Raw genomic sequence first — 26,582 nt, 5'->3', positions numbered from 1 at the left:
ATACAAATTGTATCACTGGAAGATATACTGATATCTATGCGTTCACAAAGGAAAAGGCATTCGATGTGCGTGGTCATAATCGGGTCTAAAGTCTGAATAATGATACAATTGAATTAAGCGCTTCCATCTGACATGGCAATCATCTCGGCAATAAAATGGAGTGAATTTCCGATTGAAAACCATTATGAAAATGAGTAGGAATGTCTAATCGAGACCATGTCTTTATTCCCTCATGAATTTCCGTTATCTATGTCATACTTATTTGCAAGAGGATGCAATGGCTGATGAGTCGCCTAATACTTGTAAGAAGAAAAATTAGAAAATTCTAAATTGTTAATTATAACTATGATTAAAACCTCCTAATATAGTTGAATTCTATGTCGAGTTGTAGCAAGCTAGACTTGTCAAAGAAGATATCTTAAGTCCCATAAAGCCATGCAATCGATGGGATGACTTGATGATTGGAGGAGATTACAGATGAACATTTCGAGTCAGAAGCAGAAGCAAGAAAGGCTGAAGCAATTTCTTAGAATGCTTTCCGAAGATCCTTCTCTATTAAATCAAGATTCAGTTGAGGAATCGTGGTCGCTATCCGAGCTTCTCATGTACACCGGCTATCTGCCAAAGAACGAACCCGTTGACATGTCCGAGCTGGTATCGATGCTGTTAAAGAAGATGGGACTTGACGCTTGTTCGGATGACATGATGAATTACGTCATGAATGGCGGAACGGTCGATGATTTTATGAACACTGGGAGACAAGAAGCTACATAAACTGCGCATAGGACATCATCGAGTGGATATTCGTATGGTAAACCACTACCCATATGGTCGCGAAATGAATAACTAAATGATCGTTATATTCACAAGGAGAATTCTGGCCTTGTGGTTTGATGCTTCTAATGTAAAACCATTGCCTTAAGGTCGCGAAATGAATATTATATTATACTCATATATTCAAGTTGAATAATAAATCCAGAAACATCGCAGAAGAGATGACTTTACAAGTAACGGAGGAGAAGATTTGGAACTCAAACAATATTGGAACATCATAAAAAGAAGGCTGGCATTGATAGCTTTGATCATTACCGTTAGCTGTCTGGCCGTCGGCATCTATTCCTACTATTTCATCCAACCGCAATATTCGGCTTCCGCCAAGCTAATCGTCAACGATTACAAGGGCAGCAGTTCGCTTCTTCCGAGTATAGACGTTGGCTCCATCAACTCCACGATCGGGCTCATCAAAACCTACAAAGAAATCATCAAAACCCCCCGAATCATGAAAAAAGTCGTCGAAGAGTACCCGGAGTTGAACATGTCGTACGGAGAGCTCATCGGCAAGGTAAGCGTAAGCTCTGTGAATGAAACCCAGGTCATGTCCGTATCCGTTAAGGATGATTCTTATGAGAAGGCGGCCAAGGCCGCGAACGCCGTTGCCGTCGTTTTTCAAAAAACGGTTCCCGGGTTGATGAAGGTAGACAATGTGTCCGTTCTGGACTTTTCCGATCCGAAAGAGCTTCGCGGACCGGTGGCTCCGAATCCGAAATTGAATATCGCCGTCGCATTCATGCTAGCCCTTATGTTTGGAGTGGGGTTTGCGTTTCTATTGGATTACTTGGATGACACGATCAAGTCCGAGGAGGATATCCATACGCTGCTTGGCGTTCCGGTATTAACCTCTATTCCAAGGTTTAAGGAAAGTGATTCCATTGAACGAGGCGGCAGCAGAGCCCCTTTAAAGAAAACGGCCGGGAGGGAAAGCCATGTCACGCTTGATGCCTAAATGGAACCTGATTACGGAAACGAATCCGAAATCGCCGATTTCCGAAGGGTACCGGATACTGAGGACGAATATCGAGTACTCGTCCATCGATCAATCGTTGCAAGTCATCATGGTTACCTCTTCCAAACCGAGCGAAGGAAAGAGTACCACATGCGCCAATATGGCGGTCGCCTTCGCCCAAACCAACAAACGGGTGTTGTTAATCGATGCCGATCTGAGGAAACCGACGCAGCATCATATCTTCGGCAAGTCCAACCGTTTTGGTATGACGACGGCTCTATTTAATCAAAAAGAATTGCAGGACGTGATCCAGCACACCAACACGGAGAACCTATCGATCATTCCCGCCGGTCCTACTCCGCCGAATCCTTCGGAGCTGCTTTCCTCTAAGAGAATGACGGCGATGCTGGAAGCGACGAAGGGGATGTACGACATGATCATCATCGACACTCCGCCCATTTTATTCGTAACGGACGCTCAAATCGTAGCGGCGCAGAGCGATGGCGTCGTTCTCGTCGTCGACTCCGGAAAAGTGAAGAAAGACGTCGCGCTCAAAGCGAAGGCATCTCTCGATCATGTGAAGGCCAAACTGCTCGGCGTCGTTCTCAATAATATCAACCGTAAACACGCCGACTCCTATTACTACTATTACGGAGAGAAGAACGAAGGTTAGCATCGGTCCTCCGAACGCGATAAGAGTCGAAACGTTAGGTAATGTCTCCTGCACCTCTATCACCGGAGGCACTCGGTCATGCTGTGGGTCAGCCGACCTTAGACGTTCATCGTCAAGGGTGTGACGTGAGGAAGGGTTCAATGCCCAACTTTTTGAACTTGATCTATATATAAAAAAAATAGGATAGGGTGAAATCAAAATGGTAAAAGTGAGAAAAGCGATTATCCCTGCAGCAGGTCTTGGTACCCGTTTTTTACCGGCAACAAAAGCGATGCCGAAAGAGATGCTTCCCATTCTTGATAAGCCTACCATTCAGTACATCGTGGAAGAAGCGATCGAATCCGGGGTTGAAGACATCATCGTCGTGACCGGTAAAGGCAAACGGGCGATCGAAGACCACTTTGATATCGCATTCGAGCTCGAACACATTTTAGAGGAAAAAGGGAAACTCGACATACTGGAAAAAGTCAGAAAATCGTCAAACGTCAATCTTCATTATATTAGGCAAAAAGAGGCGAAAGGGCTGGGACACGCCGTATGGTGCGCCCGCAATTTCATTGGCGACGAGCCGTTCGCCGTTCTGCTCGGAGACGATATCGTCGAAGCGGACGTTCCGTGCACGAGGCAGCTAATCGAACAGTACGAACGTACGGGCCGTTCGGTTATCGGCGTTCAGACGGTTGGCGTGGACCAGACGCACCGGTACGGTATCGTGGATCCGGGCGAAAGAATCGACAACCTGTACCAAGTCAATCGTTTCGTGGAGAAGCCGCCGAAAGGGCAGGCGCCTTCCAATCTGGCGATCATGGGCCGATATGTTCTGACTCCCGATATTTTCGAATATCTAGGACGGCACGAGCGCGGAGCGGGCGGAGAGATTCAACTCACCGACGCGATACAAAAGCTGAACGAGGATAAAGGCGTTTACGCATTCGACTTTCAAGGAATTCGCTACGACGTTGGCGAGCAGCTTGGTTTTATTATGACCACGATCGATTTTGCGCTTCGAAACAACGATCTAAAACATCAGTTAATGGCGGAATTGGGGGAAATCATGGATCGCGAGCTCGGCAAACAATTAATTGCAGGAAGGAGTGAGAGATAATGACTCCACAATATCGAGATGAAGCGGTGGTGGGCGTTTCTGAATATTATTCGAACGTAACGATAGAGCAAGATAAACCTCGCGTCTTTTCGTTGCATTCGCTGCTCAAACGGACGATCGACATTTTCGGGTCGCTATTCGGTTTAATCGTGCTTAGTCCTCTTTTCGTCATCGTCGCGATCATCATTAAATGGGAGGACCCCAAGGGGCCCGTCTTCTTCTCCCAAACGAGGGTCGGCAAGAACGAGAAGCCTTTCCGGATATACAAGTTCCGTTCGATGTGCACCGACGCGGAGGACAAGCTGAAGGACGTGCTGCACAAGAATTTCGTTAGCGGCGCGATGTTCAAAATCAAGGACGACCCGCGTATTACGAAGGTGGGAAAATTCATTCGGAAGACGAGCATCGACGAGCTGCCGCAATTTTTCAACGTTCTTAAGGGAGATATGTCGCTCGTCGGTCCTAGACCATCATCTCGGATGGAAGTGGACGGATATACGAATTACGACAAGAAGCGCTTGTCCGTAACGCCTGGCTGCACGGGGCTGTGGCAGGTCAGCGGAAGAAATAATATCGGCTTTAAGGAAATGGTCGAACTGGACATTGCTTATATCGAGAAAAAGTCGATTTGGTTCGACATTAAAATCATGTTGAAAACGGTGGTAACCGTTATAAGCTCCAGGGGCGCATCCTAAATTAAGCGAACGGAGGCGAGATCATGTCAAAGGTTCTTCATCTATCGGAGTTTACTAAGGGCGGGGTGGAAACCCATCTAAATGAAGTGTTGAAGTACCAATCGGATAACCATGACATCTATCTGATGGTATCCGAGCTGAACTCCAACCGGGATTCATTGCAGATCAGCCCCGACAGGTTGTTCATGTACCCTTACAAGAGGAAACCTTCCTACATTCTCAAAACGATGAAATCGATCAATAAGAAAATAAAGGAAATCAATCCGGATATCATTCACGTACATGGAACGTTCGCGGGTTTCTTCCTGCGAACGTTGCTTTTTTTTAAGAAACAGCGCCCCGTTGTCATTTATTGCTCGCACGGATGGGCTTTTCTAATGGACACTCAGATTTGGAAAAGAAAGCTGTACGCCAATGTGGAGAAGGTGCTGTCCCTCCGAACCGATTACATTATCAATATCTCGAACCATGAATATAACATGGCAATGGATTACGGCATGTCGCCCAAGAAATCGGTCGTCGTGTATAACGGGGTATCGGATTCCGCCCCTTCGGAGCTCGCGCCGTTCGCGGTCAAGAAGGAGAAAATCAACTTGCTTTACGTTGGCCGCTTCGACCGGCAGAAAGGCTTCGATCTCCTGCTCGAGGTATTCAACGAGAATAAGTTCGCGGAGATCAATCTTTACCTGGTCGGCGATTCCGTATTAAGCCGAAAAGAATATCAATTTCCGGATAACGCGGTCAAGGTCGGTTGGGTGGACAATTCGGAGATCGACCGGTACATGAAAGCCTGCGATGCCATCGTCGTGCCTTCTCGCTGGGAAGGTTTCGGCCTTGTTGCGATCGAAGCGCTTCGGAATAAGAAACCCGTTATCGCAAGCAACAGGGGCGCGCTGCCGGAAATCATCCAGCACGGAGTCAACGGTTATATTTTCGATTTCGACGACAAGGAAGAGTTGGTTAGCATCATGAGAGGGTTGGACAAAAGCAAGCTGGAAGAGATGGGACTGGCAGGCGAGAAGATTTTTAACGAGAAATTCCATTCGGATAAGATGAACCGTCAAATCGAAAGACTGTACGAAGCCGCCGCGAGCAAACCAACGGACCGGTACTCCGTCTCCGTGAAAAGATATGTCTAGGTTTTTGCCTCTATATCTGGTTCTCTTGCTGGTGCTTACCGTCTATCAAGATTTTCCGCTGGTGAACACGATCGGCGAAATAGGCAGGTCGCCTATGATCGTGCTGTTTCCACTCTTTATTTTTTGCGAAGCAGCGATGCTTGCCAAATACAAGAAAGTGATGCACGCTTCGAAGCTGCAGAAGTATTTGTTCGCTTTCATCCTTTATTTGAGTTTCGTTAGCATCGTTTACGTTTTCGTGCAATTCATGCAGGGCAGCTACAGCTTCGGCTCGGAAAATCTGCTAGGCAAAGCGATGAAGGTGCTAATCTATTTCATATTGATCTTATTCTACATCCGGCATATGCAGCTCGTTTTCTCGAAAATAAAAAGTTACAAAACGCTTTATGGCTGCTTCTTCGTCGTAGTTACGCTATTAATCATCATTATGATTCTAGAGCTCATGAGCATACCTAACGCGCTCGCTTCCCTTCATGCCGGCAGCCATCCTTATTGGAGGGTGAGGCTGCTGACTTCGGAAAGCAGTACGACGGGATCCATCATCGTCGTGTACGCTTCGATATTGGTCTATCTAACCCGGTATTTGAGCGGCTTTGCCAAGACGTTATCGATCGCGTACGTTTCCGGATTCTTTCTGTTTTACTTGTTGGTTACGGGATCCAAAGGATTCCTGATCGTAAGCTTGCTGACGCTCGTCGTCACGATGGTCAAATTCCTTGATTTCAGGAAGAAGAAAAACTTCATTCTGCTCTTGTCGGTAGTCTTGGCCATGTATTATTTCGTCGCTCATTTTTCGGCGGGGCTTGTCAGTTCGTTCAGCAACGATATCGAGAACTATACGTCGTCCTATACGAGAATGGGGACGATCATTATCTCGTTGGCTACGGTCCTTCACAACCCGCTGGGCGTTGGCACGGGAGCCTACTTGATGTATTTCGACAAGTACGTGAACGACTCGATCAACCTCATGTCGCAATTTTACTACCGTACGTTCGGCATCGGCCAGATCAATGCCGGCGAGCTCTTGCAATATTCGAATTCGGACGAAAATTTAGGCGTCAAATCGGGTTTTTTCCAGTGGGTTATGTTCGGGGGGATTTTCTCCGTCGCGTTCTTCTACCTAATGGCAAGAAATCTGATTGCCAAAGTGAAATCCAGCTCTATTTTGTTTCTGGCGCTCGTTTTTATTTTGCTTTCCCTGCTCTTCGTAGCGTTGGAGATCAAATACGAGGTATGGCTGCTCTTCGCCTTTATCAGCTTCTTTCTGGGTCAGAACGAAATCAATCATTCCAATAGACCGAGGGTGGCGAAATGAAAATACTTATTGTTTGCAGCGATTTCCCCTACCCTGCCGATCATGGCGCAAGGGTCGATACATGGGGAAGGATTAAGGTTTTGGCGGAGCTCGGTTGGAAGATCCACCTCGCCGTGTGCGGCAAAGAGAAGCCTTCCGAGGCGGATTTGGAAGCCGTTAGCGCCTACGTCGAGCAAGTTAAGCTTTGCGACCGCAGAAGCAAACTGGCGGATTTCATGCACGCCACTCCGATGCAGGCGCGGTCGAGAGACGAGTTAAGGCATGTCGACATCGACGGCGATTACGATTACGTGCTGCTTGAAGGCGATTATGTGTATCCGATCCTGGACAATCCGAAGATTAGGCACGACAGCGTCATATTACGGGTTCATAATGACGAGGCGGTTTACTTCAAAGCGCTTGCCAGAAGCACTAATAACGTGATTCACAAGCTCTATTACCGCATGGAAAGCGGCAAGTTCGCCCGGCTGCAGAAGAAAATGCTGGAGAAGGTCGATAAATACTTGTTTATCTCGAACAAAGAGTTCGAAACCTTCCAAAGACGGCATCCTTCGGCGCAAAGCCTATTTTTGCCGCCCCCGGTCGCGCTGGGTAATTTCAGTTCGGGTACTTTCCAGCGGAAGAACGTCGTGTTTATCGGATCGTTATTCATGCCGAATAACCGGGAAGCGATCCAGTGGTATCTCGCCAACGTTCATCCCTTAATGCTCAAGGAACCCGACTACAAATTCATAGTGGCCGGAAATAGCAGAAAGATGAGCTTAAGCTGGCTCGAGCAGTACGATCTGACTAACGTGATCGTTCACGATACGCCGAAGAGCCTGGACGATATTTATAAGAGCGGTTATCTGTTCGTCAACCCGATGCGTAACGGCGCCGGCGTAAAGCTGAAGACGATCGAGGCGATCCAGAACGGCTTGCCGGTCATCTCCACCTCGATCGGTTACGAAGGAACGGGGCTCGTGGACAACGAGCACATCCTGATCGCCGACGATCCGGAGGTATTTTATCGGAAAATCAAGCACCTGTTCGACAATCCTCATTCAGCCAAAGCGCTGGTGGATTCTTCGCAGAATTTCTTGCGCAAGCATTATAACCATAAAGAGGTGCTGAACGGTTTCATCCGTTCGTTGACTCCCATCTACCCGATAAAGCAGGTGCAGTAAATGGTTAATGGAAAAACGAACGTATTGTTTGTCACCCACGCGGATAAGAAAGGCGGCGCCGAGCAAAGCCTGATCCATCTGATCAACTACTTGGATACGTCGAAATACCGGATTTATTTGTTAAGCCCGGGCGACGCCGCTTATTTGAACGAAATCAAGACGGAGTACGAGCACTTTCCGCTCCGCCTGAACAGCATCAAGCAAAGACTCGGCCTTGGCTATCTGGAGACCTTGATGCGCATCCGGTCATTCGTGAAGAAAAACCGGATCGAGATCATTCATGCCAACGGATGGCGGGCGCCATGGTATACGGCTCCTCTCCGGTACATGGTGAAGAGCAAGCTGATCTGGCATCACAGGGACCATACGCACTTGCGGATGTTCAACCATGTGCTGCCAAGGTTTTTCGACCAAGTCATCTGTATCTCGAACTTCGTCGCGAATTCCATTCGAGGCGACAACAAAACGATCATCTATAACGGCGTCGATCCGGAACTGGGTTTAGCGGCGAAGAGCCGAACCTTGATGGACGACGATACGCTCGTAATCGGGACGTTCGGGCGAATAGTGGAATGGAAAAGATACGATCTTGTTATCGAAGCCGTCAAGAAGCTGGCGGATCACAAGAGGTATAACTGGAAGCTGCTTATCGTTGGCGATGCCTCCGTCGACGGGTCGGACGGGTACTACAACGACTTGATCGGAAAAGTGAAGGCTTACGGATTAGAAGAGAACGTCATCTTCTACGGCTATAGCGCCAAACCGCTCGAAGTCATGAAAGAGTGCGATCTCACGATTAATTTCTCGTTGAACGAGCCGTTCGGCAGAGTCATTATCGAATCGATGCTTATGCGGACGCCCGTTATCGTATCGGACTCGGGAGGCGCGCCGGAAATCATCCGCGAAACGAACGGAGGTTTTATCGTCAAAGACGGGGACGTCGACGAGTTATACCGGACGATCAGAAGCGTCTACGATAAAGCGGTCAACCATCAGGAGTTGTCGAACCAAGGCTACGCCAGCGTCATGAGGGACTTTAACATGAGGACGATCGCCGCGAAGGTGGAACAAACCTACCATTCGTTATTGACGCGGAACTTGAAGTCGGAGGCGGGATAATGAGTATCCAGCTCAACCAAATCAGCCTCGGCAAGCTGATTGCCGTTCTGAAGGGAGCGGCCATTCTGCCTTTGAAGGCCGATTCCGTCGGCAGGCTTGGCCGGATTTCGGGCAAATTGACGGTCAAGAACAAAGGAGAGTTTATCGTCGGGCGAAACGTCAGCTTCTATGCCAAGCAGTTCCCCTCCTGCATTTCGGTCGCCAAGAACGCCAAGCTGTGGGTCGGAGACAACGTGTTTTTCAACTATGGCCTCGATATCGGCTGCACGAAATCGATTCGGATCGGAAGCAATACCATCATCGGGCCCATGGTCAACATTATCGATACGAACTTTCACCCGGTAGATGCTGAGGACCGTTCCGTTAACAAGGAGATCGACATCTCCGCCAATGTCTGGATCGGCAGGGGAGCGGTGATCTTGCCCGGCGTCAGGATCGGGGAAAACTCCGTTATTGCGGCCGGGAGCATCGTAACGAGGGATATTCCGGACAACGTGCTGGCGGGCGGCACGCCGGCGAGAGTCATCCGCGAGATCCATGTACCGGAGGATTGGATTCGCAGAATCCATTGAAGAAACGCAGCGAGGAACGGGGAGTGAAATGCGATGAAAGTATGGATGTGGCCGAAATCGAGCGAGCTGAATTTCTACAATGATTTATTGTCGGATTCGCTATGCGGCGAGGGGCTGGACATCGTTGATTTGAAACATGGCAAGCTGATGCTGCGGGTCGGTCAAGCCAGATCGGGGGATATCGTCCACATTCACTGGATGCATCACGCTTACCAGAATCGGAACCCGCTGCTGTTCGTCGCGAAATCCTTTATTTTCGTACTGACGATGCTTTATTTAAAGCTGAGAAACGTGCAGCTAGTATGGACGATTCATAATCTGTACCCGCATCAAGCTAAGCATCGGAAGCTTGAACGGTTCATGCGAACGCTGATTTGCCGATTTTGCAGCAAGCTGATCGTAGCGTCCGAATCCATCAAGCGGAAGGTCATGTCGGAATTCGGCGTTCCGGCTGGCAAGCTGTTCGTCGTGAAGCACGGTCATTATTTGGGCGTGTACAAGCCGAAAGGAATCGAATTCAGGCGACGATACGGCATCGGCGAGGAAGCGGACGTCTATTTGTTCATGGGCGCGATCAAAGCCTACAAAGGCGTCGAGGATTTAATCCGATCCTTTAACGAAATCAAGACGAAACAATCCTACCTGATCATAGCCGGCAAAGCGGACCATGAGATGGAGGCTTACCTGCGGGAAGCGAAGGATACCGAGAATATCATCTTGGATGTACGCTTCGTTCCCAACGACGAGATAGCCGATCTGATCAGCTCGGTAGACGTCATGGTCATGCCTTATAAGGAGATCACGACCTCGGGCTCCGCGATACTCGGCTTGTCGTTCAAGAAGCTGATCGTAATGCCGGACAATGACTTCATCGATGAATATTTCAAGGAAGACATGGTTGTCCGCTACGATCCGACCGAAGCCAACGGGCTTACGAACGCGATGAAAACGGCCTTGAACGTGAAAAAAGAAGGAAGAGCCCCGAAATACGAAGAGGTGCTTAAGGAATTGGAATGGAGCGCGATCGCCCGGCGGATCAAGAGCGTCTATCAAGGAGGCGGATGAACGATGAAGGTAACGGTTGCTATCTGTACCCATAACCGGGCCAAGGATACGGGCGAGGCGATCGAGAGCGTCTTGACCCAAAGCTTCGACAAGAGGGAAATCGAGATCGTCGTCGTCGACAACCGGTCCACGGACAACACGCAGGAGATAGTAAACGGCTTGCGGGAACGGCATGGCCCAAGAGTTCGCTATATTCTCGAGAGCAAGCTCGGATTGTCGGTAGCGCGCAATAGGGCGATTAGGGAGGCGAACGGGGAATATATCCTTTTCCTGGACGACGATGCCCTAGCTTCAAGCCATTGGGTGCAGCATATCGTGGACGTATTCGAGAGAGACAAGGCGATCGGCTGCGTAGGCGGCAAAATCGATCCCATCTGGGAAGCCGGGGAACCGGATTGGATTCCGGCGGAATATCGCGCGGTATTCACCATTCTAGATTATACGAGCGGGGTGAAGGAAATGCCTTCTCCCGCGATTCCCTACGGCGCGAACGTTGCTTTCCGGAGGAGCGTATTCGATCATTTCGAGCCGTTTCGCGAGGATTTGGGGAGGGTGGGCAGCAATCTGCTGTCGAGCGAAGAAAGCGAATTGATTGCGAGACTTCGCCAAAAGTATAAGGTGTACTATTCCTCTTACGCCCTCGTCAAGCACAAAATCGGGAAAGAGCGGACGACGAAGAAGTGGTTCTTGAAACGGATTTTCTGGCAGGGGGTAAGCGACGCGGTAAGAATGCAGGATAAAGGCGCCGTGTCCATAGCGAAACATATGATCCGAATGCTGCAGGCGGTCGGAACGTCGCTGCTCTCGATTTTTCATTTCAATAAATTTATCCGGCAGATCGTCAAAATCTATTACCGCAACGGATCTCTCGTCGGAATCTTGCGTTACAACAGTAGGAGTTGAAAGTAAGCGATGGCACAGCTGGCAGCGATACATCGAGCGTGGAAAGGAAACGGCCTCCTTCAAACGATACTTCGAACGAGCGCGACTAACTTTCTGGTCATGGTGCTCAGCACTCTGACCTCTATCGTGACGGCGCGCATGTTCGGAGTCGTCGGCAAAGGGGAGTTCTCGGCCATCCTTTTCTGGCCGACGCTCCTCGCCGGGGTTGTCGGTTTCGGACTGCCGACCTCGCTTATTTACAACATGAAGCAAAACAAAGGCGGAGGAGGGGAATTCGTAAGAGCGGGTTTCCTTTTTCAAATATCGGTCAGCATCGTATCCGGTACCATAGCTTGGATATGGCTTCCGGTCTGGCTTGGGAATTACCCCTCGGACGTCATTCAAATCGCACGTTGGTATACGGTACTGATGATTCCGATATTGCTCGCCATCAATTTCATCTCGGCGCTGGCGCAGAGTACGGAACACTTCAGGATTTACAACGGCGTGCGGCTGTATGTTCCTCTGTGCAATCTGGCCGGATTGCTCGGACTTTGGGCGGCAGGCAATTTAAGCCTGCATTACGCGGTGCTCGTCGTTCTGGTGACCAGCGTGCTTGTCGTGACCTGGTCTGCGCGCAGTCTATGGGACGTCAATCGAATGAATAAGCTTAAACGCATAGGGAATCTCGCAGCGGCTAAGTTATTGCTCGGTTACGGCGGCAGGGTGTTCGGGGTTGAATTGCTCGGCACGCTGTCTTCCCAGTTCGACAAAATCATCATTCTATCGATGTTGTCCGCGAAGGAACTTGGCCTTTACACCGTCGTCTTTGCGCTGTCCCGCATGTTCAACGTCGTTCAAATGGCGATTACGAACGTTATTTTTCCGAAGGTAACCGGGATGGATAAGGACACAATCATCGCCACGGTAGGCCGTGCATTCCGATTATCGATGATCGTCATGACGATCGTCGTCATCCCGAGCATGTTCATCGGCAAATTCCTGATGGGAATTCTGTTCGGCGCGCCGTTTCTGGCGGCAAGCCAAGCGTTCTATCTCCTTTCCTTCGAATGCATTCTCGGAGGGGGCGCATGGATTCTGGCCTCTTCGTTTAACGCGATGGGGCGGCCCGGACTTGTGTTGATCCGGCAGGTGATCGCGCTCGCGATCACGATCGGTTTGTTATTCGTCTTTACCCCGATATACGGGTTGAACGGAATCGCCCTTGCTTTACTGATCGGCGCGGTCATTCGATTAATCGTGACCCTCGCATCGATGCGAATCGTCTTTCATGTGCGGCTATTCGGAATGCTGTACGATAAGAACGATTTTCGTTTCCTGATAGAGCGCATAAGGGAGAAAAAACAACGTAAGGGAGCTCGTGAACATGCAGATCATTCGTAACGTTCACCCGATGGACGGCCTAAAAAGCAAGCTTCGGCAAATTCTAAATGTCATTCCACGGGGTTCAAACATCTACTACCTTGATTATCCCGTTCATAGCAATGGCGGGGACTTGCTGATAATGAAAGGTACCGAGGCGTTCTTCAAGGACTATGATATTCGCGTCCGTGCCCGTTACAGCGTCCTTGATTTTCCCGAAACGCTGATCATTCCTAAAGACCACATTATCGTGCTGCACGGCGGAGGAAACTTCGGCGACCTTTATCCGGCTCATCAGAAGCTGCGCGAGAAAGTCATCACCCGATACCCGCACCATCGGATCGTGATGCTTCCGCAAACCATTTTTTACAAAAGCGAGTCGGAATTCGATCGGACGGCGCAAATTTTCAACGGTCACCGCGATGTCCATCTCTATGTTCGAGACACCTTGTCTTTGAAGATGGCAACCGAAAAATTTAATAAATGCGGCGTCTATCTCATGCCCGATATGGCTCACCAGCTGTGGCCGATCCAGTCCAAAAGCGCCCCGGGCAAAGATCTTCTCTGCTTCTTCCGTACGGACATCGAGAAAACCGGCGAGCAGGAACAGCTTGAAAGATACGGACGAGGCGATTATTTAGATTGGACCTCCCTGTATAACCGGTTAGAGAAGAAGTCGATCAACGCGATCGTCAGAATGATGAAAAAAGGCAACGGTCCGCTGCCCATGCAGGCGATCTGGGGCAAGTATACCGATTATCTGGTGGACAAAGCGATCAAACGGTTCAGCGGTTACCGGCATGTGCAGACCTCAAGGCTGCATGGCCATATCCTGTCCTGCTTGATGGACAAGCCTAACACGCTGCTCGATAACTCGTACGGTAAAAATTCCAACTACTATCATACTTGGACCAGCGGCATCCAAACCGCCCAATTAGCCGCAAATAACGAGGAACAGCAAGTCGATTCGAATGCCTCGCAAATCAGTTGATTGCCGGTATTCGCCGGATAAAGAAACGGAGGGAAACGCCATGAAAATCGTTCTGCTTTCGGGAGGCTCGGGCAAGCGCTTATGGCCCTTGTCGAACGAGTCGCGATCCAAGCAATTTCTGAAGGTGCTAAAGAATGCCGAGGGTGAGCGGGAGTCGATGGTGCAGCGGGTATGGAGGCAAATTACCAATGCCGGATTACGGCGGCATGCCTATATCGCGACCAGCAAGCCGCAGGTTGAAATGATTCATAGCCAGCTTGGAAGCGAAATCGAAGTCATCGTCGAACCGGAAAGAAGAGATACCTTTCCCGCTATCGCGCTGGCGGCAACCTATTTATATTCGGTGCAAGGCGTCAGCCTGAATGAGACTGTCGTCGTGATGCCGGTCGATCCTTTCGTTGACGAATCGTTCTTCCGCAAAACGAAAGAGCTTGAGCAAGTTCTAAACGAATCCGGCGCCGACTTGGCGCTCATGGGCGTAAAACCGACGTTTCCCTCGGAGAAATACGGATATATCGTACCGGATGGCGCTACCCAGGCGGATAAGCCATTCGTAAAGGTACATAGCTTCAAAGAAAAACCCCGCGAAGAAGAAGCGGCTGCCATGATCGAACAGGCTGCGCTTTGGAACTGCGGGGTTTTTGCGTTTAAGCTCGATTTTCTGATCAATATCCTGATCGCTCACGATTTTCCGATTCAATATGACGAGATGTCAAAGCAATACGGCAGGCTTCCCAAGATAAGCTTCGACTACGAAATCGTGGAAAGATCGAATCATATCGTTGCTTTGCCCTACGAGGGAGATTGGAAGGACCTCGGAACGTGGAATACGCTTACCGAGGAAATCGAAACCGCGGTGATCGGCAATGGAATCATTGCCGGCGACTCGAGCAATACGCACGTGATCAACGAGCTTGATATTCCGATCACGCTGCTGAATCTGCCTAACGTTATCGTAGCGGCAAGCCCGGACGGCATCCTGGTGTCTGATAAATCGTCAAGCCCGATGATCAAAGAGGTCATGAAGCATTCGGACCAGCGTCCGATGTACGAGGAACGGCGCTGGGGACGTTACCGGGTGCTCGATTATTTGAAGTATCCGGATGGAAAGGAAGTACTGACGAAAAGAATCTGCGTCGCGCCTGGCCATAATTTAAGCTACCAGTACCATCAGCTTAGGGACGAAGTATGGACGATCGTTTCCGGTCACGGGGTAATGGTCCTGAACGGCAGAAGCTTCTCCGTAAGGTCCGGCGATGTATGGGTGATTTCCAAAGAAAGCAGGCACAGCCTGCGGGCGGAGACGGAAATGGACATTATCGAGGTGCAGACAGGTACGGAGCTGATTGAAGAGGATATCGTCCGTCTCGCTTTCGATTGGAACGAGATTATGGAAATCTGCGCCGTATAAACGAAATGGATAGAGGAGGGTCGAGAATGAATATTACGGTTATCGGTACCGGTTACGTCGGACTTGTATCGGGCGTCTGCTTCGCCGAGCTGGGCAACCGGGTCATCTGCGTGGACAAGGATTCGGGTAAGATCGACACTTTGAATGCCGGCGGCATTCCGATTTACGAGCCGGGACTAAAGGAGATGGCGACGGCTAACCGGTTGGCCGGAAAGCTGTCGTTCACGACCGATTTGTCCGGCGCGGTGCGCCAATCGGACATTATTATTCTAGCGGTCGGGACGCCCCCGCTGCCAAGCGGCGAAGCGAATCTAGCCTATATCGATCAAGCGGCGATTGAAATCGCGGATGCGATGAACGGCTACAAAATCGTAGCCGTGAAAAGCACCGTGCCGGTCGGTACGAACGAAAGACTGGCCACCTTGATGCGAGCTCGTACGAACTATCGCTTCGACAGCATTTCGCTGCCGGAGTTTCTGCGTGAGGGCTCGGCGATTCAAGATACGCTGCATCCCGACCGCATCGTCATCGGAGCAGACAGCCAAAGCGCGGCGGACACGATGACCTTGTTGCACAAGCCTTTGACGCATCAGATCGTAGTGACCGATATCCGCAGCGCAGAGATGATTAAGTACGCGTCGAATGCGTTTCTGGCAACGAAGATTTCGTTTATTAACGAGATTGCCAACATCTGCGAGAAGGTCGGAGCGGATGTGACGCAGGTAGCGGAAGGAATGGGATACGACAGAAGGATAGGGCCGTCTTTCCTGAATGCCGGGATCGGTTATGGAGGCTCCTGCTTTCCGAAGGATACGCGAGCGCTTATTCAAATTGCGGGCCATGTGGATTACGAATTTAAGCTTCTGCGTTCCGTCGTGGAAGTGAATCAGGATCAGCGCTTCAACGTCATCCGGAAGCTGGAGACGATATTCGAAGGCGAGCTGCGGGGGAAAACAGTTGCGATATGGGGCTTGGCATTCAAGCCGAATACCGATGACGTGCGGGATTCACCGGCCATTGAAATCATTCAGCATCTCGTGGATAACGGGGTGAAAGTAAGAGCCTATGATCCCGTCGCCATGAGTAACTTTCAAGCCTTATTCGGGAAAGCTCGCGTCACGTGGTGCGAGAACCCGTTGGATACGGCGCAGGATGCGGATGCGTTATGCTTGCTGACGGAATGGGACGAGTTTTCCAAGATTGACCTCGGCAGGCTGCAAACGGTGTTGAAACGCCCGATCCTAATCGACGGACGTAACGTGTTCAACGAGGAAAATTTACTTGGCACCGAATTCGTTTATTACTCCGTCGGCCGTCCTAGCATGAATCAAGGCGTGAAACAGAAAATGCCCGTACTTCAATTCTAAGAAACTATGACCAGAGGTGAATCGAATGACAACGTTTAAAAAGAAGGCACTCGTATCCGCGCTAGCGGTTTCCATGCTTACAGCTTCATTCGGAGGATTACCGCTCAGCCCAAAAGGATGGGCGGAGAAACTCGGACTCTCCTACGTGGCGAACGCCGCGGAATCGGGTCTGCCGTCAAGCGTCTTTCTTGGAAGGTTGAATGAACTGTATGCCGCGCTTGCGGCTGGAGATCCTGCGGATATGCAAGACGTAAGGGATCTGCGCGATGAAATCGTCGGACTTGACGATACCGCTGACCAGCATCTTATCGATCCGGTATGGAACAAGATTAGCGACAATCTCCCGCCTTCCGTCGACCAGGCGGAGCTAAAGACCAACCTGTTCCGCCTCGTTAAGGCGGTCGGTTCGTTCCGGTACGACCCGCAGGCATCGGATTTGGAAGCGATTCGTACCAATCCGGAATTCCGCGCGACTCTGAAGACGATCGCGGCCGCCGGCGGCGACGAAAGCATCAGGATGGATGATTTCCTTGTGTTTCTGTTCGGCGACGGGGCCGGCAGGGCGGGCGTCGAGGGCACGATCGCGGGGCTTCTATCCAGTAAGTCCGCAATAGAGCTATTCCAGCTTCTTGGGGACAAGCAGGGGATTACGACAGTATTGCTTGAAGCGACGGAGAAGCTTCTTGGCGAAACGGGTTCCTACAAGTTCAGCTCGATTCTCGCTAACCTGGGCGTTACGCCGCAGGATGTGCGATCGACGGTGCTGGGACTCCAGCAGAAGCTGCAGCAGGACGTTCCTGCCATCAACGCGATGACGGTCGCTTATATTCGCTCGGCAGCTAAACCGAGCGTTAAAGTAAGCGAAGACGGCCGCAAGCACGAGTACGCTCTATCTGTGTTCGGAGTGGGAGTGCCGTCCATAGCGCTGCAATGGGCAAAAGTATCCGGAAGCGCCGACGTAACCGTGGCGCCGAACGGGGCCGTTACGATTCCGGAGGAAGTCGAAATCGCTTCGGCGGTCATTCAAGCGAAGCTTGTCAACCCATACGGAGGCTCGGCTAAAGTCATTTTCGAGCAGGAAGTGACGCTGAAGGCAGATGACGGGGAAGAAACCGAGTTCCCGGCCGCTCAGTTCCTGGAACGGATGAATAAAATTCATGCCGCGCTCCTGGCAGGGGATCCCGCCGACGTGCAGGACGTACGAGACCTGCGGGATGAAATAGCAGGGCTGGACGCTGCGGCAAACCAAGTATTACTTAATCCTATTTGGAACAAAATCGCCTCTCAACTGCCGGAATCCGCGGATCAGGCGAAGCTGAAGTTGAGCTTGTTCGAAATCTTTAAGGCCGTGGGCTCGTTCCAATACGATCCGCAGGCATCGGATTTGGAAGCGATACGAACCAATCCCGAATACCGGGCGACGCTGAAGACGATAGGAGCCGCCGGCGGAGTACCGAATCTGGTCATGGATGATATTCTCGTATTCCTGTTCGGAGACGGCGAATCCCGCAAAGGCGCCGATGGAATCATTCGCGAGCGGATCGCGAGCCTGTCTTCGGCGGAGTTGCTGGAATTGCTAGGAAACCCGCAGGCGATTGCCGCGTTGTCGCTTCAAGCGATGGAGCGGCTGCTCGGCGACACGGATTCTTACAAGATCAGCTCTGCCATCTCCAAGCTGGGCATTACTGCGCAGGATGTGGGTGCGACGGTACTCGGAATACAGCTTAAGCTGCAGAAAGATTTGCCTGCGACTTACGCGATGACCATTGCCTTGATCCGTTCCGAAACAGTGGCTTCGGCCATCATAAGCGAGGACGGACTTCAACACGAATACAGCCTTAAAACGTTCGGCGTCGATGTTCCGGCCGCGGCGATTCAGTGGGTCAAAGCGTCGGGCAGTCCGGACGTGAAAGTGTTGCCTAACGGTACCGTTACGATTCCGAGAGGCGTCGAGAGCGCCTCTGCCGTGATTCAGGCGAAGCTGGTAAACCCTGCCGGCGGTCCGGCCAAAGTCATTTTCGAGCAAGAAATTACGCTGAAGGCGGCGGAAGGCGATATTTTCCCTGCCGGGCCGTTCCTGGAACGGATGAAAAAACTGCGTGACGCGTTGCTTGCCGGCGACCCCGCGGATGCGGAAGCCGTGCGGAAGCTGAGGGATGAAATCGCGGGACTTGATGTTTCGAGAAACCAATCTCTGATTGATCCGGTATGGAAAGCGATAGAGTCCGATCTGCCTGCATCCGTCGATCAAGCTAAATTGAAAGCAGGCTTATTCGAGATCGTCAAAGCCGTTGGTTCTTTCCAGTACGATCCGACAGCTACCGAGTTGGAAGAGATACGGACCAATCCGGAATTCTTGGAGACGTTGAAGACGATCGCCGAAGTAAGCGGAGCGAAAAGCTTGACGATGGACGATTATCTCCTCTTCCTGTTCGGTGACGGGGAGGATCGTAAAGGCGTTGAAGGAACGGCCATAAGTCTCGTGGCTAATATGGAGCCGAAAGAACTAGCCGATCTAATAGGTGACAAAGAGGAAACGACAGACGTTTGGAACGAAGCGATGGCTAAGGTCTTATCCAATAAGGAGGACTACGCCTTAAGCGCCGCGCTGCAGCAATTCGGCGTTAGATCGTCCGATTTGCGTGCAACGGTCAAGAACTTCCAAGCCGAATTAAGAGAAGACGAGAACGCCATGAAGGCGCTGACCGTTGCGTTTATCCGCTCCGAAGCGGTTCCGAAGGTTAAGATTACCGATGACGGACGCAAGCATGAATACGAATTGACGGTCTTGGGCGTCGAGCTTCCTTCTTCCATCCTGAAATGGTCGAAAGTTTCCGGAAGCAAGGATGTCAAAGTAGAGCCTAACGGAAAAGTCTCGATTTCGAAAAAAGCCGCAAAAGGTACGGCGGTCATTCAAGCCGTTTTATCGAACAGGACTGGACTTTCCGGGAAAGTCGTCTTCCGGCAAGAGGTAACGCTCATTAACGGAGACGAAGCCGGCGACATTAAGGAAATCGTCAACGAGCTAAAAGAGAAGCTTGACGACATCGAAGCGAAGCTCGACTCCGCCACGAACGATCTGCAAAAGGTACGGTTGATCGCGGACGTCGCTCTCGCCGGTAAAGACGCAGTCAAAGAGATCAACGAAACCGTTGCCAAGAAATCGGAAAAGGAAAAAGCGATCAAGGACGTGCAAAATCAAGTCAGACGAACAATAAGCCTCATTATTGAGGATCTATTAGGTTTCTAAGCTCCCGCCAGCCTTCTTTCCCCCCGGGGAAAGAAGGCTGGTCTATTTCTTATATAGAAGGAGGAGTTGACCATGAGAGATAGACGATTAAAAAGAATAATCATGTGGTGCGTATGCATTGCATTGGCGATAGGTATTTGCGGAGTTATTTCGGCCGATTACGCGGTAAACGGGGTAATGGAATCTTTCGCGGAGGGGATGGAAACGGATATTCCCGAAGCAGCCGTCAAGGAGGAGCCTCGGACACCTGTCGTAAACGAAGGCCAACCATCGACACCGTCATCGGCGGAATCCGCCGCAGCGAATCCCGAGAAAGACGTAACCGGCGCGGAGAAGCCGACCGAGGAGCCGACTGGACAGCCGATCGGCAAGCGGACTGGCGATGTGACCGGCGAGAAGGTGAACAACGTGCGCGAGAGCTTGACCGTATCGGATAAAGCGACGGTTGTTTCCGTCGTATTGAAAAATTTAAGCCTAACGGATTTGAAAAAAATGCGGTCTATCGCCCAAGGCGGCCTGACGGTGGAAGAGAAGCGGGAAGCCAAACGAATGATGCTTTCCAAGTTATCGCCCGAGGAGTATAACAAGTTGTCCGCGCTGGCGAAGAAATACGGAATCAGCAGAGGAAAGACCTATGATGAAGCCAAACAAGAAAACCCGTAAGGGATAACATTAATAGGAAGGCGGTGCCAATCACGATGGGACAAAGACGCAGACGCAAGATAAGGCATCGCGGGTTCCGTAAACCGGATACCGCAATCGTTGCTTTAGCCTCCTTAGTTGTCGTTCTTCTGCTCGTATGGGGCGGATTGTACTGGGAGGAGTCATCGGAACGAGCGCTAATCGTACATGCCGGCGGAGAAGATCAGGTTGATCGGACATTGCGGGAGGAAGGCGGATTGCAAACGACGGACTCCGAAGATTTAAGCTCAGGGGTGGAGGAACAGCCTTCATCGGCGGTCGGGACGGACGCTCCCGTTGAACAATCCGATAATAAACCGGTCACGGAACCGGGAAAAGAAAACGATACGAAGACGGGGTCGCAAGGAACTGCGGAACCGCAAGGTACTCCGGAACCTGAATCTGAAGGGAATGCGGGACACGAATCGCCAAACGATAGTGTGCCCGAATCGCCAACCCTATCGAAACCTGACTCGCCGAGCCCATCGGAATCCGAATCGCCAAGCGCAACGCCAACGGATCCGCCGATAAGCAAAACGCAAAAATACGAACAAGAAATCACGCAGGTTCAAGCGATGTGCACGAAGGATATGAATGAGGCCTTAAGCGGGGCGGAATCGGGTATCCGACAGTTGGATCGTTCTGATCCTTACGCCGTTAAAGAATGGAACGATAAATGGACGAAGGAGATGGAGGCTGCCGAATCGAAATGCGATGGCGATTTCCAAGCGGTGACCAACAAAGCGGATAATGATTCCGTATCTCCGAATGTCATCGAGGGATGGAAAGAAACTTTCAGCGCAATGAAGGTGAAGCTTCAAGGAGAGTCTAAAGCGAAGCTGCAGCAATTAATGGGAGGGTAAGTCGGATTTCTCCGGCAGGGCGCGGTCGCGCAGGACTCGTTCAAGCAAATTGCGAATCAAATCCAGATCGTCCTTTTCCAAAGGAACTCCGTCCCAATGAAGCTGTTCGTAGTTTAGATATTCTTTCGCATTATGGTTCAGTTCGGTTGGCGGCTCCGAATAATCGGTTAGCCCTAGAAGATAATCCGCCGACGTGCGCAGCTTTTTGGATATCGTTTGGATGGATTCTATCGTTGGTTGCCGGTATCCGGATTCATATCCCGCATACGTGCTTTTTGCGACGCCAACGTAATCGGCCACTTCCTGCATGGTCAATTTTCGGTTTTTCCGCAGTTGCTTCAGTCGTTTGGAGAACATCTTCAACACCTCCCTAACCCATAAAATGCTTTCTTGCCGTAAGTAAACGCACTCATAATTATAGCATGTTTGCCATTTACTTGCACCCGATTGATCCGCGCCGGAAATTCGTACTTTGTGTTATCATAAAGTCGATTAAAGCCGTATAATTGTTTTAGCTTTGCGGTACTTATCATTTTCGATGCGAGAGAGTTGAGCGGGGCAGTGAAAGAACAAGCAGCTTTTAATAGTGGAAAAACGGTAGCGGTGTGGCTGCTCGTTGCCATACTCGTATCGGTAATCTGGAGTTCGTCTATGGCATTCTGGGCGGTAGGGTTGTGTAGCTGGGTCATCGTTGGCATGGCTTGGATTACGCGCCATAAGCTTCTCGGTAAGCTGAATCGGCTGGAATGCGCAAGCGCGTATACCGCCTATATCCTCATAGGAGGTTGCGGTCTTCTGGCAGGCTATTTGGTTTATAGATTCTCCTACCTTATTTTGAATCCGGCTCCCCAAAATGCACTGCTATTTTGCATAGCCGTATCAATCTGGCTATCCGTCTTGGCTACTCTATGGGCAATAGCGGCGTTAATCCCCTCCGAATCGAGAGGGACGAGAGCTGACCCTATCCAAGCGATAGCAAATTCGTGGCGCAGGCTCAAAAGCGATAACCGATTTTGGACTTCCGCGTTCTCGGTCGCCGGCATTCAGGTCATTGCGGTTCTCGTCGGCTATTCCGCCGGGGGGATATGGCAGGTCATTGCGGGGCTCACGAGCGCATTCGCTCAAGTCACCATGTTCAAACAGGCAGAATACGCGAAGATTGCTTCGGCGATTAGAGCGCCAGTATCGACGCAAGGTAATAATCTACACAGAAAAGCACTGATCGTTTTAATCGTACTGGAATCATTCGTCGTTCTCTTTTATATTTGCTTATCTTACCTATCTTCCTATTCGGCTGCTCCGTTATTCAAATATTTATCGGGTTTTGTCGTTGGAGGAGGTTTAGTGGCGATTTCATGGCTCTTCGGCCGGGTGAAAATTTTATATTATTTGCTCATGTCGGTCGTATTTCTGGCTTGCGCTTTGCTTCTTGGCATGATTGTGAGCCTGATTGGAATGAATATGCTTGATTAGAGTACGTGGAAAGGAAGCAATAGACGGCTATGCTCGCTAAATATTCAACAGTAAGAAATTACGGTTCGGAAGAAATCGTCATCAAGAAATCCCGTTTCATCGGACACGCGAAACCCGTGGAGTCCGAAGCAGAAGCGGTTGCCTTCATAGATGAGCTAAAGAAGAAATATTGGGACGCGACGCACAATTGCTCGGCTTACTTAATTGGAGAACGGGACCAATTCCAGAAGGCATTGGACGACGGCGAGCCGAGCGGAACGGCGGGTAAACCGATACTTGAAGTCATTAAACATCGCGGGCTGAAAAACGTCGTAGTCGTCGTAACCCGATATTTCGGCGGGATCATGCTGGGAGCGGGCGGTTTGGTCCGGGCATATACGGATGGCGCGATTGCCGGAATCGATGCGGCGCAGCCCATCGTAAAGGTTCTGCATCGCGAGGTGTTGGTCGATGTGGACTATACCTGGTACGGTAAGCTGGAGAACGAGCTGCGGGGAAGAGGCTTCCGGGTCGGGGAGGTTTCTTTCACCGATCGGGTTAAGGTGCAATGCCTTCCCGAAGTCGGCGAAGCGGATCGTTTCCAAGCATGGGTAACCGACGTTACGCAGGGACAGGCTTTGCTAGAGCTTGGCGCTAAGCATTATTATATAGAGGGCGAGTAGAATAAGTCTCGCCCTTCGTCATCCTCGAATGTACAACCCCTCTAATTATACTCCGCTAATCATAACATTTCCAAAATTCGCGTCATATGGACATTTCACCACTCATAAGCTTTTCGAATAAGTTACCTAAGATTTAATAATAAAAAGGCGAATGTCCAGTAGCTTTTTCATTGACGAGGGAAGCCGTTTTCTGGTAAAGTTGTAATACCCACTAATTTAATAGGAATTATTTTATATACAGCTCTCGAGGCTTCAGGAGGGACACGACAACGTGAGTTCCATGCTGCAGGGTCGCTGGTGGGGCTGGGGATTTCGCAGCGCCGTCATGCTCTATTTTATTTTACTGATTATTTTTCCTATTCTAGGGATCTATGGACAATCATTATCCGCCGGCTGGTCTGCCTTCGCCGAAAATATTACGGAACCGCTAGCTTGGAAGGCAGTTCTGCTGACAATCAAACTTGCGATCATAGCTACGGTCATCAACGTTTTTGTCGGAACGATGTCCGCGTGGGTGCTTATTCGTTACCGGTTTCCGGGAAGACGTTTATTGAACAGTCTGGTGGATCTGCCTTTTGCTCTTCCTACCGCGGTAGCCGGACTTATGATCTTGCTGTTGCTCGGTCCGCATAGCATCGTGGGAGAAATGGCGGAGAAGCTTGGTTTCACGATATTGTTTCATCAACCGGCCATCATTATCGCGATGGTATTCGTGACTTTTCCTTTCGTCATCCGTGCCGTCCAGCCTCTATTGGAGGAGATGGACGCGTCGGAGGAGGAAGCGGCGTATACGCTCGGCGCCACGAAAGCGGCAACCTTCTGGAAAGTCATCTTGCCGAACATGCTTCCGGGCATACTGAGCGGCGCGATGCTAGCCTTCTCCAGAGCATTGGCGGAATTCGGCGCGGTCGTGCTCGTCGCGGGTAATATCCCAGGTAAAACCTTGATCGCTTCGGTGTATATTTTCGGAGAGATCGAGAGCGACAATTCCATCGGGGCTACCGCCGTCAGCGTCTTGCTGTTGACGTTCTCCTTCATTATCTTATGGACGGTTAACTACGTTCAGATGAGGAGGAAAAACGGATGAGACGCTTATGGATCGGATTAACCGTTGCCGTATTCGGTTTGTTGCTCGTCGTGCCGGTGATACGAATCGCAATGGGTGCCATGAATGAAGGTTGGAGCGGGTTCGCGAAGGGATTGGCTAGACCGGAGACCCTGCATGCGTTATTCATGACTGGCGTGATTGTTGTAATCGTCACCGTCGTGAATACGATATTCGGAGTCATGTTGTCCCTCTATCTCGTTAGGGCGACTTGGTTAGGAAAACGTATTAAGCAATTACTTAACAGTATCGTTGATCTGCCGTTTGCCGTATCGCCCATCATCGGCGGTTTGATGATCGTGCTTCTCCTAGGACCGGAAACGGCTCTGGGAGCTCTGTTCAACAAGGCAGGGATAGATATCGTATATGCGTTGCCGGGAATGATTATCGCGACTTTGTTCGTGACTTTCCCGCTTGTGGTCCGCGAAGTGATGCCTGTGCTGCAGGAAATCGGAAACGCTCAGGAAGAAGCGGCATCGACGCTGGGTGCCAGTGCCTGGACGACTTTCTGGCGGGTCACATGGCCCTCCATTCAATGGAGCGTCGTCTACGGCGTAGTGCTTACGGTTGCTCGGGCATTGGGTGAATTCGGAGCCGTGCTAGTCGTGTCCGGCAATATTCTCTTCAAAACTCAAACGGCGACAACCCTGGTCTATCAGGATGTCGAAAACTTTAATCTCATCTCCGCAAACTCTATCGCGTTAGTGCTGGCAGCGGGATCGGTAACCCTATTGTTGATTATGGAATGGGCCAAATCGAGAAGGGAAGTGCATTGAGATGCATATCGAAGTCAGCGGTTTGAATAAGAAATTCGGCGATTTCCAAGCGGTTAAGGATGTCAATTTCCAGATCGAGAAAGGCCAGCTTATCGGTCTGCTAGGTCCTAGCGGCGGAGGCAAAACCTCCATTCTGCGCATGCTTGCCGGACTGGAATCCGTTGACGAAGGCGATATCCTCTTTCATGGCAAACGCGTCAATGATCTTCCTCCGCAGGAGAGAGGCATCGGGTTCGTTTTTCAGAACTATGCGCTATTCAAGCACATGACCGTCGAAGAGAACATTTCGTTCGGACTGGAAGTGAAGAAGTGGCCGAAGGCTAAAATCAAAGCCCGCGTCTCCGAGCTTGTCGAGCTGACGGGATTATCCGGACTCGAGAAACGTTATCCGCATCAGCTATCCGGAGGTCAGCGCCAGCGCGTCGCATTCGCCCGCGCATTGGCTCCCGAACCGCAGCTGCTCTTGCTGGACGAACCGTTCGCCGCGATCGACGCGAAGATTCGCCATGAGCTGCGTTCCTGGCTTCGAGACATGATCGACCGCCTGGGCATCACCTCCATTTTCGTCACGCATGACCAAGACGAAGCGATCGAGGTAGCGGATCAAATCATGATCATAAACAAAGGGTGCCTCGAGCAGAAGGGGACGCCTTGGGAAATCTATAAAAATCCGCAATCGCCGTTCGTTGCCGGGTTCATCGGGGAATCCACGATCGTGGAAGACGTATCGTGCTTGCGCGGCTTCGAGAACGCATCGGTTTGGCCGGGAACGAAAGCTTTGATCCGTCCGGAATATGTCGAAGTCGGCAAAGCGGGAGATTTCAAGCTGTTATCCGCTACGGAGGCCGGAAAAGTTCGCCATGTGCATTTCCGCGGAAGCGAATGGTTGGTGGAAGTGGAGATCGGGTCCGCGCGCTTAGTCACATACCGCTCCCTGGAGAAGGCAATCGTTCATCCGGGCGACGAAGTTCAGGTATTGATCCATCGCGCCTATTTGTTCAACGATAACGACAGCTGGGTCATGGAGAATAAGCTTAAGGAAGATCCGATGCCGGTTCATATTTAACGGGTTGGGCGGAAGCCTTCGAAGGCACCGCGGGAGGGCA

25 protein-coding genes are annotated in these 26,582 nt (G+C 50.7%); 24 read left to right on the top strand and 1 reads right to left on the bottom strand.

Annotated features, from left to right (window positions below):
- The first annotated feature begins 477 nt into the window (after nucleotides 1-477).
- The 19 genes from E2980_RS08230 (at nucleotide 478) to E2980_RS08140 (ending at nucleotide 21,460) form a co-directional block, all read left to right on the top strand.
- Entirely contained in the window at nucleotides 478-774 is a 297-nt protein-coding gene (locus E2980_RS08230; RefSeq protein WP_135151694.1) for a hypothetical protein, read from the top strand.
- Between the two features lie 250 nt (nucleotides 775-1,024).
- Complete coding sequence (locus E2980_RS08225; RefSeq protein ID WP_135151693.1) at nucleotides 1,025-1,783, top strand: YveK family protein; 759 nt, start codon at nucleotides 1,025-1,027, stop codon at nucleotides 1,781-1,783.
- Nucleotides 1,764-2,456, top strand: coding sequence for a CpsD/CapB family tyrosine-protein kinase (locus E2980_RS08220; protein ID WP_135151692.1), 693 nt, complete (start codon nucleotides 1,764-1,766; stop codon nucleotides 2,454-2,456). The genes E2980_RS08225 and E2980_RS08220 overlap by 20 nt, the downstream gene beginning before the upstream one ends.
- 199 nt (nucleotides 2,457-2,655) lie before the next feature.
- Entirely contained in the window at nucleotides 2,656-3,561 is a 906-nt protein-coding gene (gene galU, locus E2980_RS08215; RefSeq protein ID WP_135151691.1) for a UTP--glucose-1-phosphate uridylyltransferase GalU, read from the top strand.
- A complete protein-coding gene (locus tag E2980_RS08210) occupies nucleotides 3,561-4,256 on the top strand; it encodes a sugar transferase (RefSeq protein WP_135151690.1) in 696 nt (231 codons plus the stop codon). Before galU ends, E2980_RS08210 begins: the two co-directional genes overlap by 1 nt.
- Before the next feature lie 23 nt (nucleotides 4,257-4,279).
- Entirely contained in the window at nucleotides 4,280-5,395 is a 1,116-nt protein-coding gene (locus tag E2980_RS08205; RefSeq protein ID WP_135151689.1) for a glycosyltransferase family 4 protein, read from the top strand.
- Nucleotides 5,388-6,710, top strand: a complete 1,323-nt coding sequence (locus E2980_RS08200) for a hypothetical protein (RefSeq protein ID WP_135151688.1) — start codon at nucleotides 5,388-5,390, stop codon at nucleotides 6,708-6,710. Before E2980_RS08205 ends, E2980_RS08200 begins: the two co-directional genes overlap by 8 nt.
- Nucleotides 6,707-7,876 carry a glycosyltransferase family 4 protein gene (locus tag E2980_RS08195; RefSeq protein WP_135151687.1) on the top strand — a complete coding sequence of 390 codons (1,170 nt, stop codon included), beginning with the start codon at nucleotides 6,707-6,709 and terminating at the stop codon, nucleotides 7,874-7,876. Before E2980_RS08200 ends, E2980_RS08195 begins: the two co-directional genes overlap by 4 nt.
- Nucleotides 7,877-8,995, top strand: coding sequence for a glycosyltransferase (locus E2980_RS08190; protein ID WP_135151686.1), 1,119 nt, complete (start codon nucleotides 7,877-7,879; stop codon nucleotides 8,993-8,995).
- Nucleotides 8,995-9,567: a DapH/DapD/GlmU-related protein gene (locus E2980_RS08185; protein ID WP_135151685.1), complete on the top strand. Its 573-nt coding sequence runs from the start codon at nucleotides 8,995-8,997 to the stop codon at nucleotides 9,565-9,567. The genes E2980_RS08190 and E2980_RS08185 overlap by 1 nt, the downstream gene beginning before the upstream one ends.
- A 33-nt stretch (nucleotides 9,568-9,600) precedes the next feature.
- Nucleotides 9,601-10,632: a glycosyltransferase family 4 protein gene (locus E2980_RS08180; protein ID WP_135151684.1), complete on the top strand. Its 1,032-nt coding sequence runs from the start codon at nucleotides 9,601-9,603 to the stop codon at nucleotides 10,630-10,632.
- 3 nt (nucleotides 10,633-10,635) lie between these two features.
- Nucleotides 10,636-11,535 carry a glycosyltransferase family 2 protein gene (locus tag E2980_RS08175; protein WP_135151683.1) on the top strand — a complete coding sequence of 300 codons (900 nt, stop codon included), beginning with the start codon at nucleotides 10,636-10,638 and terminating at the stop codon, nucleotides 11,533-11,535.
- 9 nt (nucleotides 11,536-11,544) lie between these two features.
- Entirely contained in the window at nucleotides 11,545-12,918 is a 1,374-nt protein-coding gene (locus E2980_RS08170) for a lipopolysaccharide biosynthesis protein (RefSeq protein ID WP_135151682.1), read from the top strand.
- Nucleotides 12,902-13,888, top strand: a complete 987-nt coding sequence (locus tag E2980_RS08165; protein ID WP_135151681.1) for a polysaccharide pyruvyl transferase family protein — start codon at nucleotides 12,902-12,904, stop codon at nucleotides 13,886-13,888. The genes E2980_RS08170 and E2980_RS08165 overlap by 17 nt, the downstream gene beginning before the upstream one ends.
- 40 nt (nucleotides 13,889-13,928) lie before the next feature.
- Nucleotides 13,929-15,299 (top strand): sugar phosphate nucleotidyltransferase, encoded by a 1,371-nt coding sequence (locus E2980_RS08160; protein WP_135151680.1) that lies wholly within the window; start codon nucleotides 13,929-13,931, stop codon nucleotides 15,297-15,299.
- A gap of 26 nt (nucleotides 15,300-15,325) precedes the next feature.
- Complete coding sequence (locus E2980_RS08155; protein WP_135151679.1) at nucleotides 15,326-16,666, top strand: UDP-glucose dehydrogenase family protein; 1,341 nt, start codon at nucleotides 15,326-15,328, stop codon at nucleotides 16,664-16,666.
- A 25-nt stretch (nucleotides 16,667-16,691) separates the two neighbouring features.
- Nucleotides 16,692-19,916 carry a hypothetical protein gene (locus tag E2980_RS08150; RefSeq protein ID WP_135151678.1) on the top strand — a complete coding sequence of 1,075 codons (3,225 nt, stop codon included), beginning with the start codon at nucleotides 16,692-16,694 and terminating at the stop codon, nucleotides 19,914-19,916.
- A 72-nt stretch (nucleotides 19,917-19,988) separates the two neighbouring features.
- A complete protein-coding gene (locus E2980_RS08145) occupies nucleotides 19,989-20,579 on the top strand; it encodes a hypothetical protein (RefSeq protein WP_135151677.1) in 591 nt (196 codons plus the stop codon).
- 35 nt (nucleotides 20,580-20,614) lie between these two features.
- Entirely contained in the window at nucleotides 20,615-21,460 is an 846-nt protein-coding gene (locus E2980_RS08140; RefSeq protein WP_135151676.1) for a hypothetical protein, read from the top strand.
- Here the strand turns inward: E2980_RS08140 and E2980_RS08135 are convergent.
- Nucleotides 21,446-21,817, bottom strand: a complete 372-nt coding sequence (locus tag E2980_RS08135) for a helix-turn-helix domain-containing protein (protein WP_135151675.1) — start codon at nucleotides 21,815-21,817, stop codon at nucleotides 21,446-21,448. The two genes, E2980_RS08140 and E2980_RS08135, sit on opposite strands and share 15 nt — an antisense overlap.
- Nucleotides 21,818-22,021: 204 nt before the next feature.
- Here E2980_RS08135 and E2980_RS08130 point away from each other — a divergent pair, with 204 nt between their 5' ends.
- From E2980_RS08130 to E2980_RS08110, 5 genes are all read left to right on the top strand, one after another.
- Nucleotides 22,022-22,933, top strand: coding sequence for a hypothetical protein (locus E2980_RS08130; RefSeq protein WP_135151674.1), 912 nt, complete (start codon nucleotides 22,022-22,024; stop codon nucleotides 22,931-22,933).
- A gap of 29 nt (nucleotides 22,934-22,962) precedes the next feature.
- Entirely contained in the window at nucleotides 22,963-23,595 is a 633-nt protein-coding gene (locus E2980_RS08125) for a YigZ family protein (RefSeq protein WP_135151673.1), read from the top strand.
- 280 nt (nucleotides 23,596-23,875) lie between these two features.
- Nucleotides 23,876-24,682, top strand: coding sequence for a sulfate ABC transporter permease subunit CysT (gene cysT / locus E2980_RS08120; RefSeq protein ID WP_420808630.1), 807 nt, complete (start codon nucleotides 23,876-23,878; stop codon nucleotides 24,680-24,682).
- The gene (locus tag E2980_RS08115; RefSeq protein ID WP_135151671.1) at nucleotides 24,679-25,476 is read left to right on the top strand and encodes a sulfate ABC transporter permease subunit; all 798 of its coding nucleotides are present in this window, start codon (nucleotides 24,679-24,681) and stop codon (nucleotides 25,474-25,476) included. Before cysT ends, E2980_RS08115 begins: the two co-directional genes overlap by 4 nt.
- 1 nt (nucleotide 25,477) lies before the next feature.
- Nucleotides 25,478-26,542, top strand: a complete 1,065-nt coding sequence (locus tag E2980_RS08110) for a sulfate/molybdate ABC transporter ATP-binding protein (RefSeq protein WP_135151670.1) — start codon at nucleotides 25,478-25,480, stop codon at nucleotides 26,540-26,542.
- Nucleotides 26,543-26,582: the final 40 nt, after the last annotated feature.

Source organism: Cohnella luojiensis, assembly GCF_004564235.1.
In the GTDB taxonomy this organism is placed as follows: Bacteria; Bacillota; Bacilli; order Paenibacillales; family Paenibacillaceae; genus Cohnella; species Cohnella luojiensis.
This window is presented reverse-complemented; position numbering and strand designations above follow the sequence as displayed.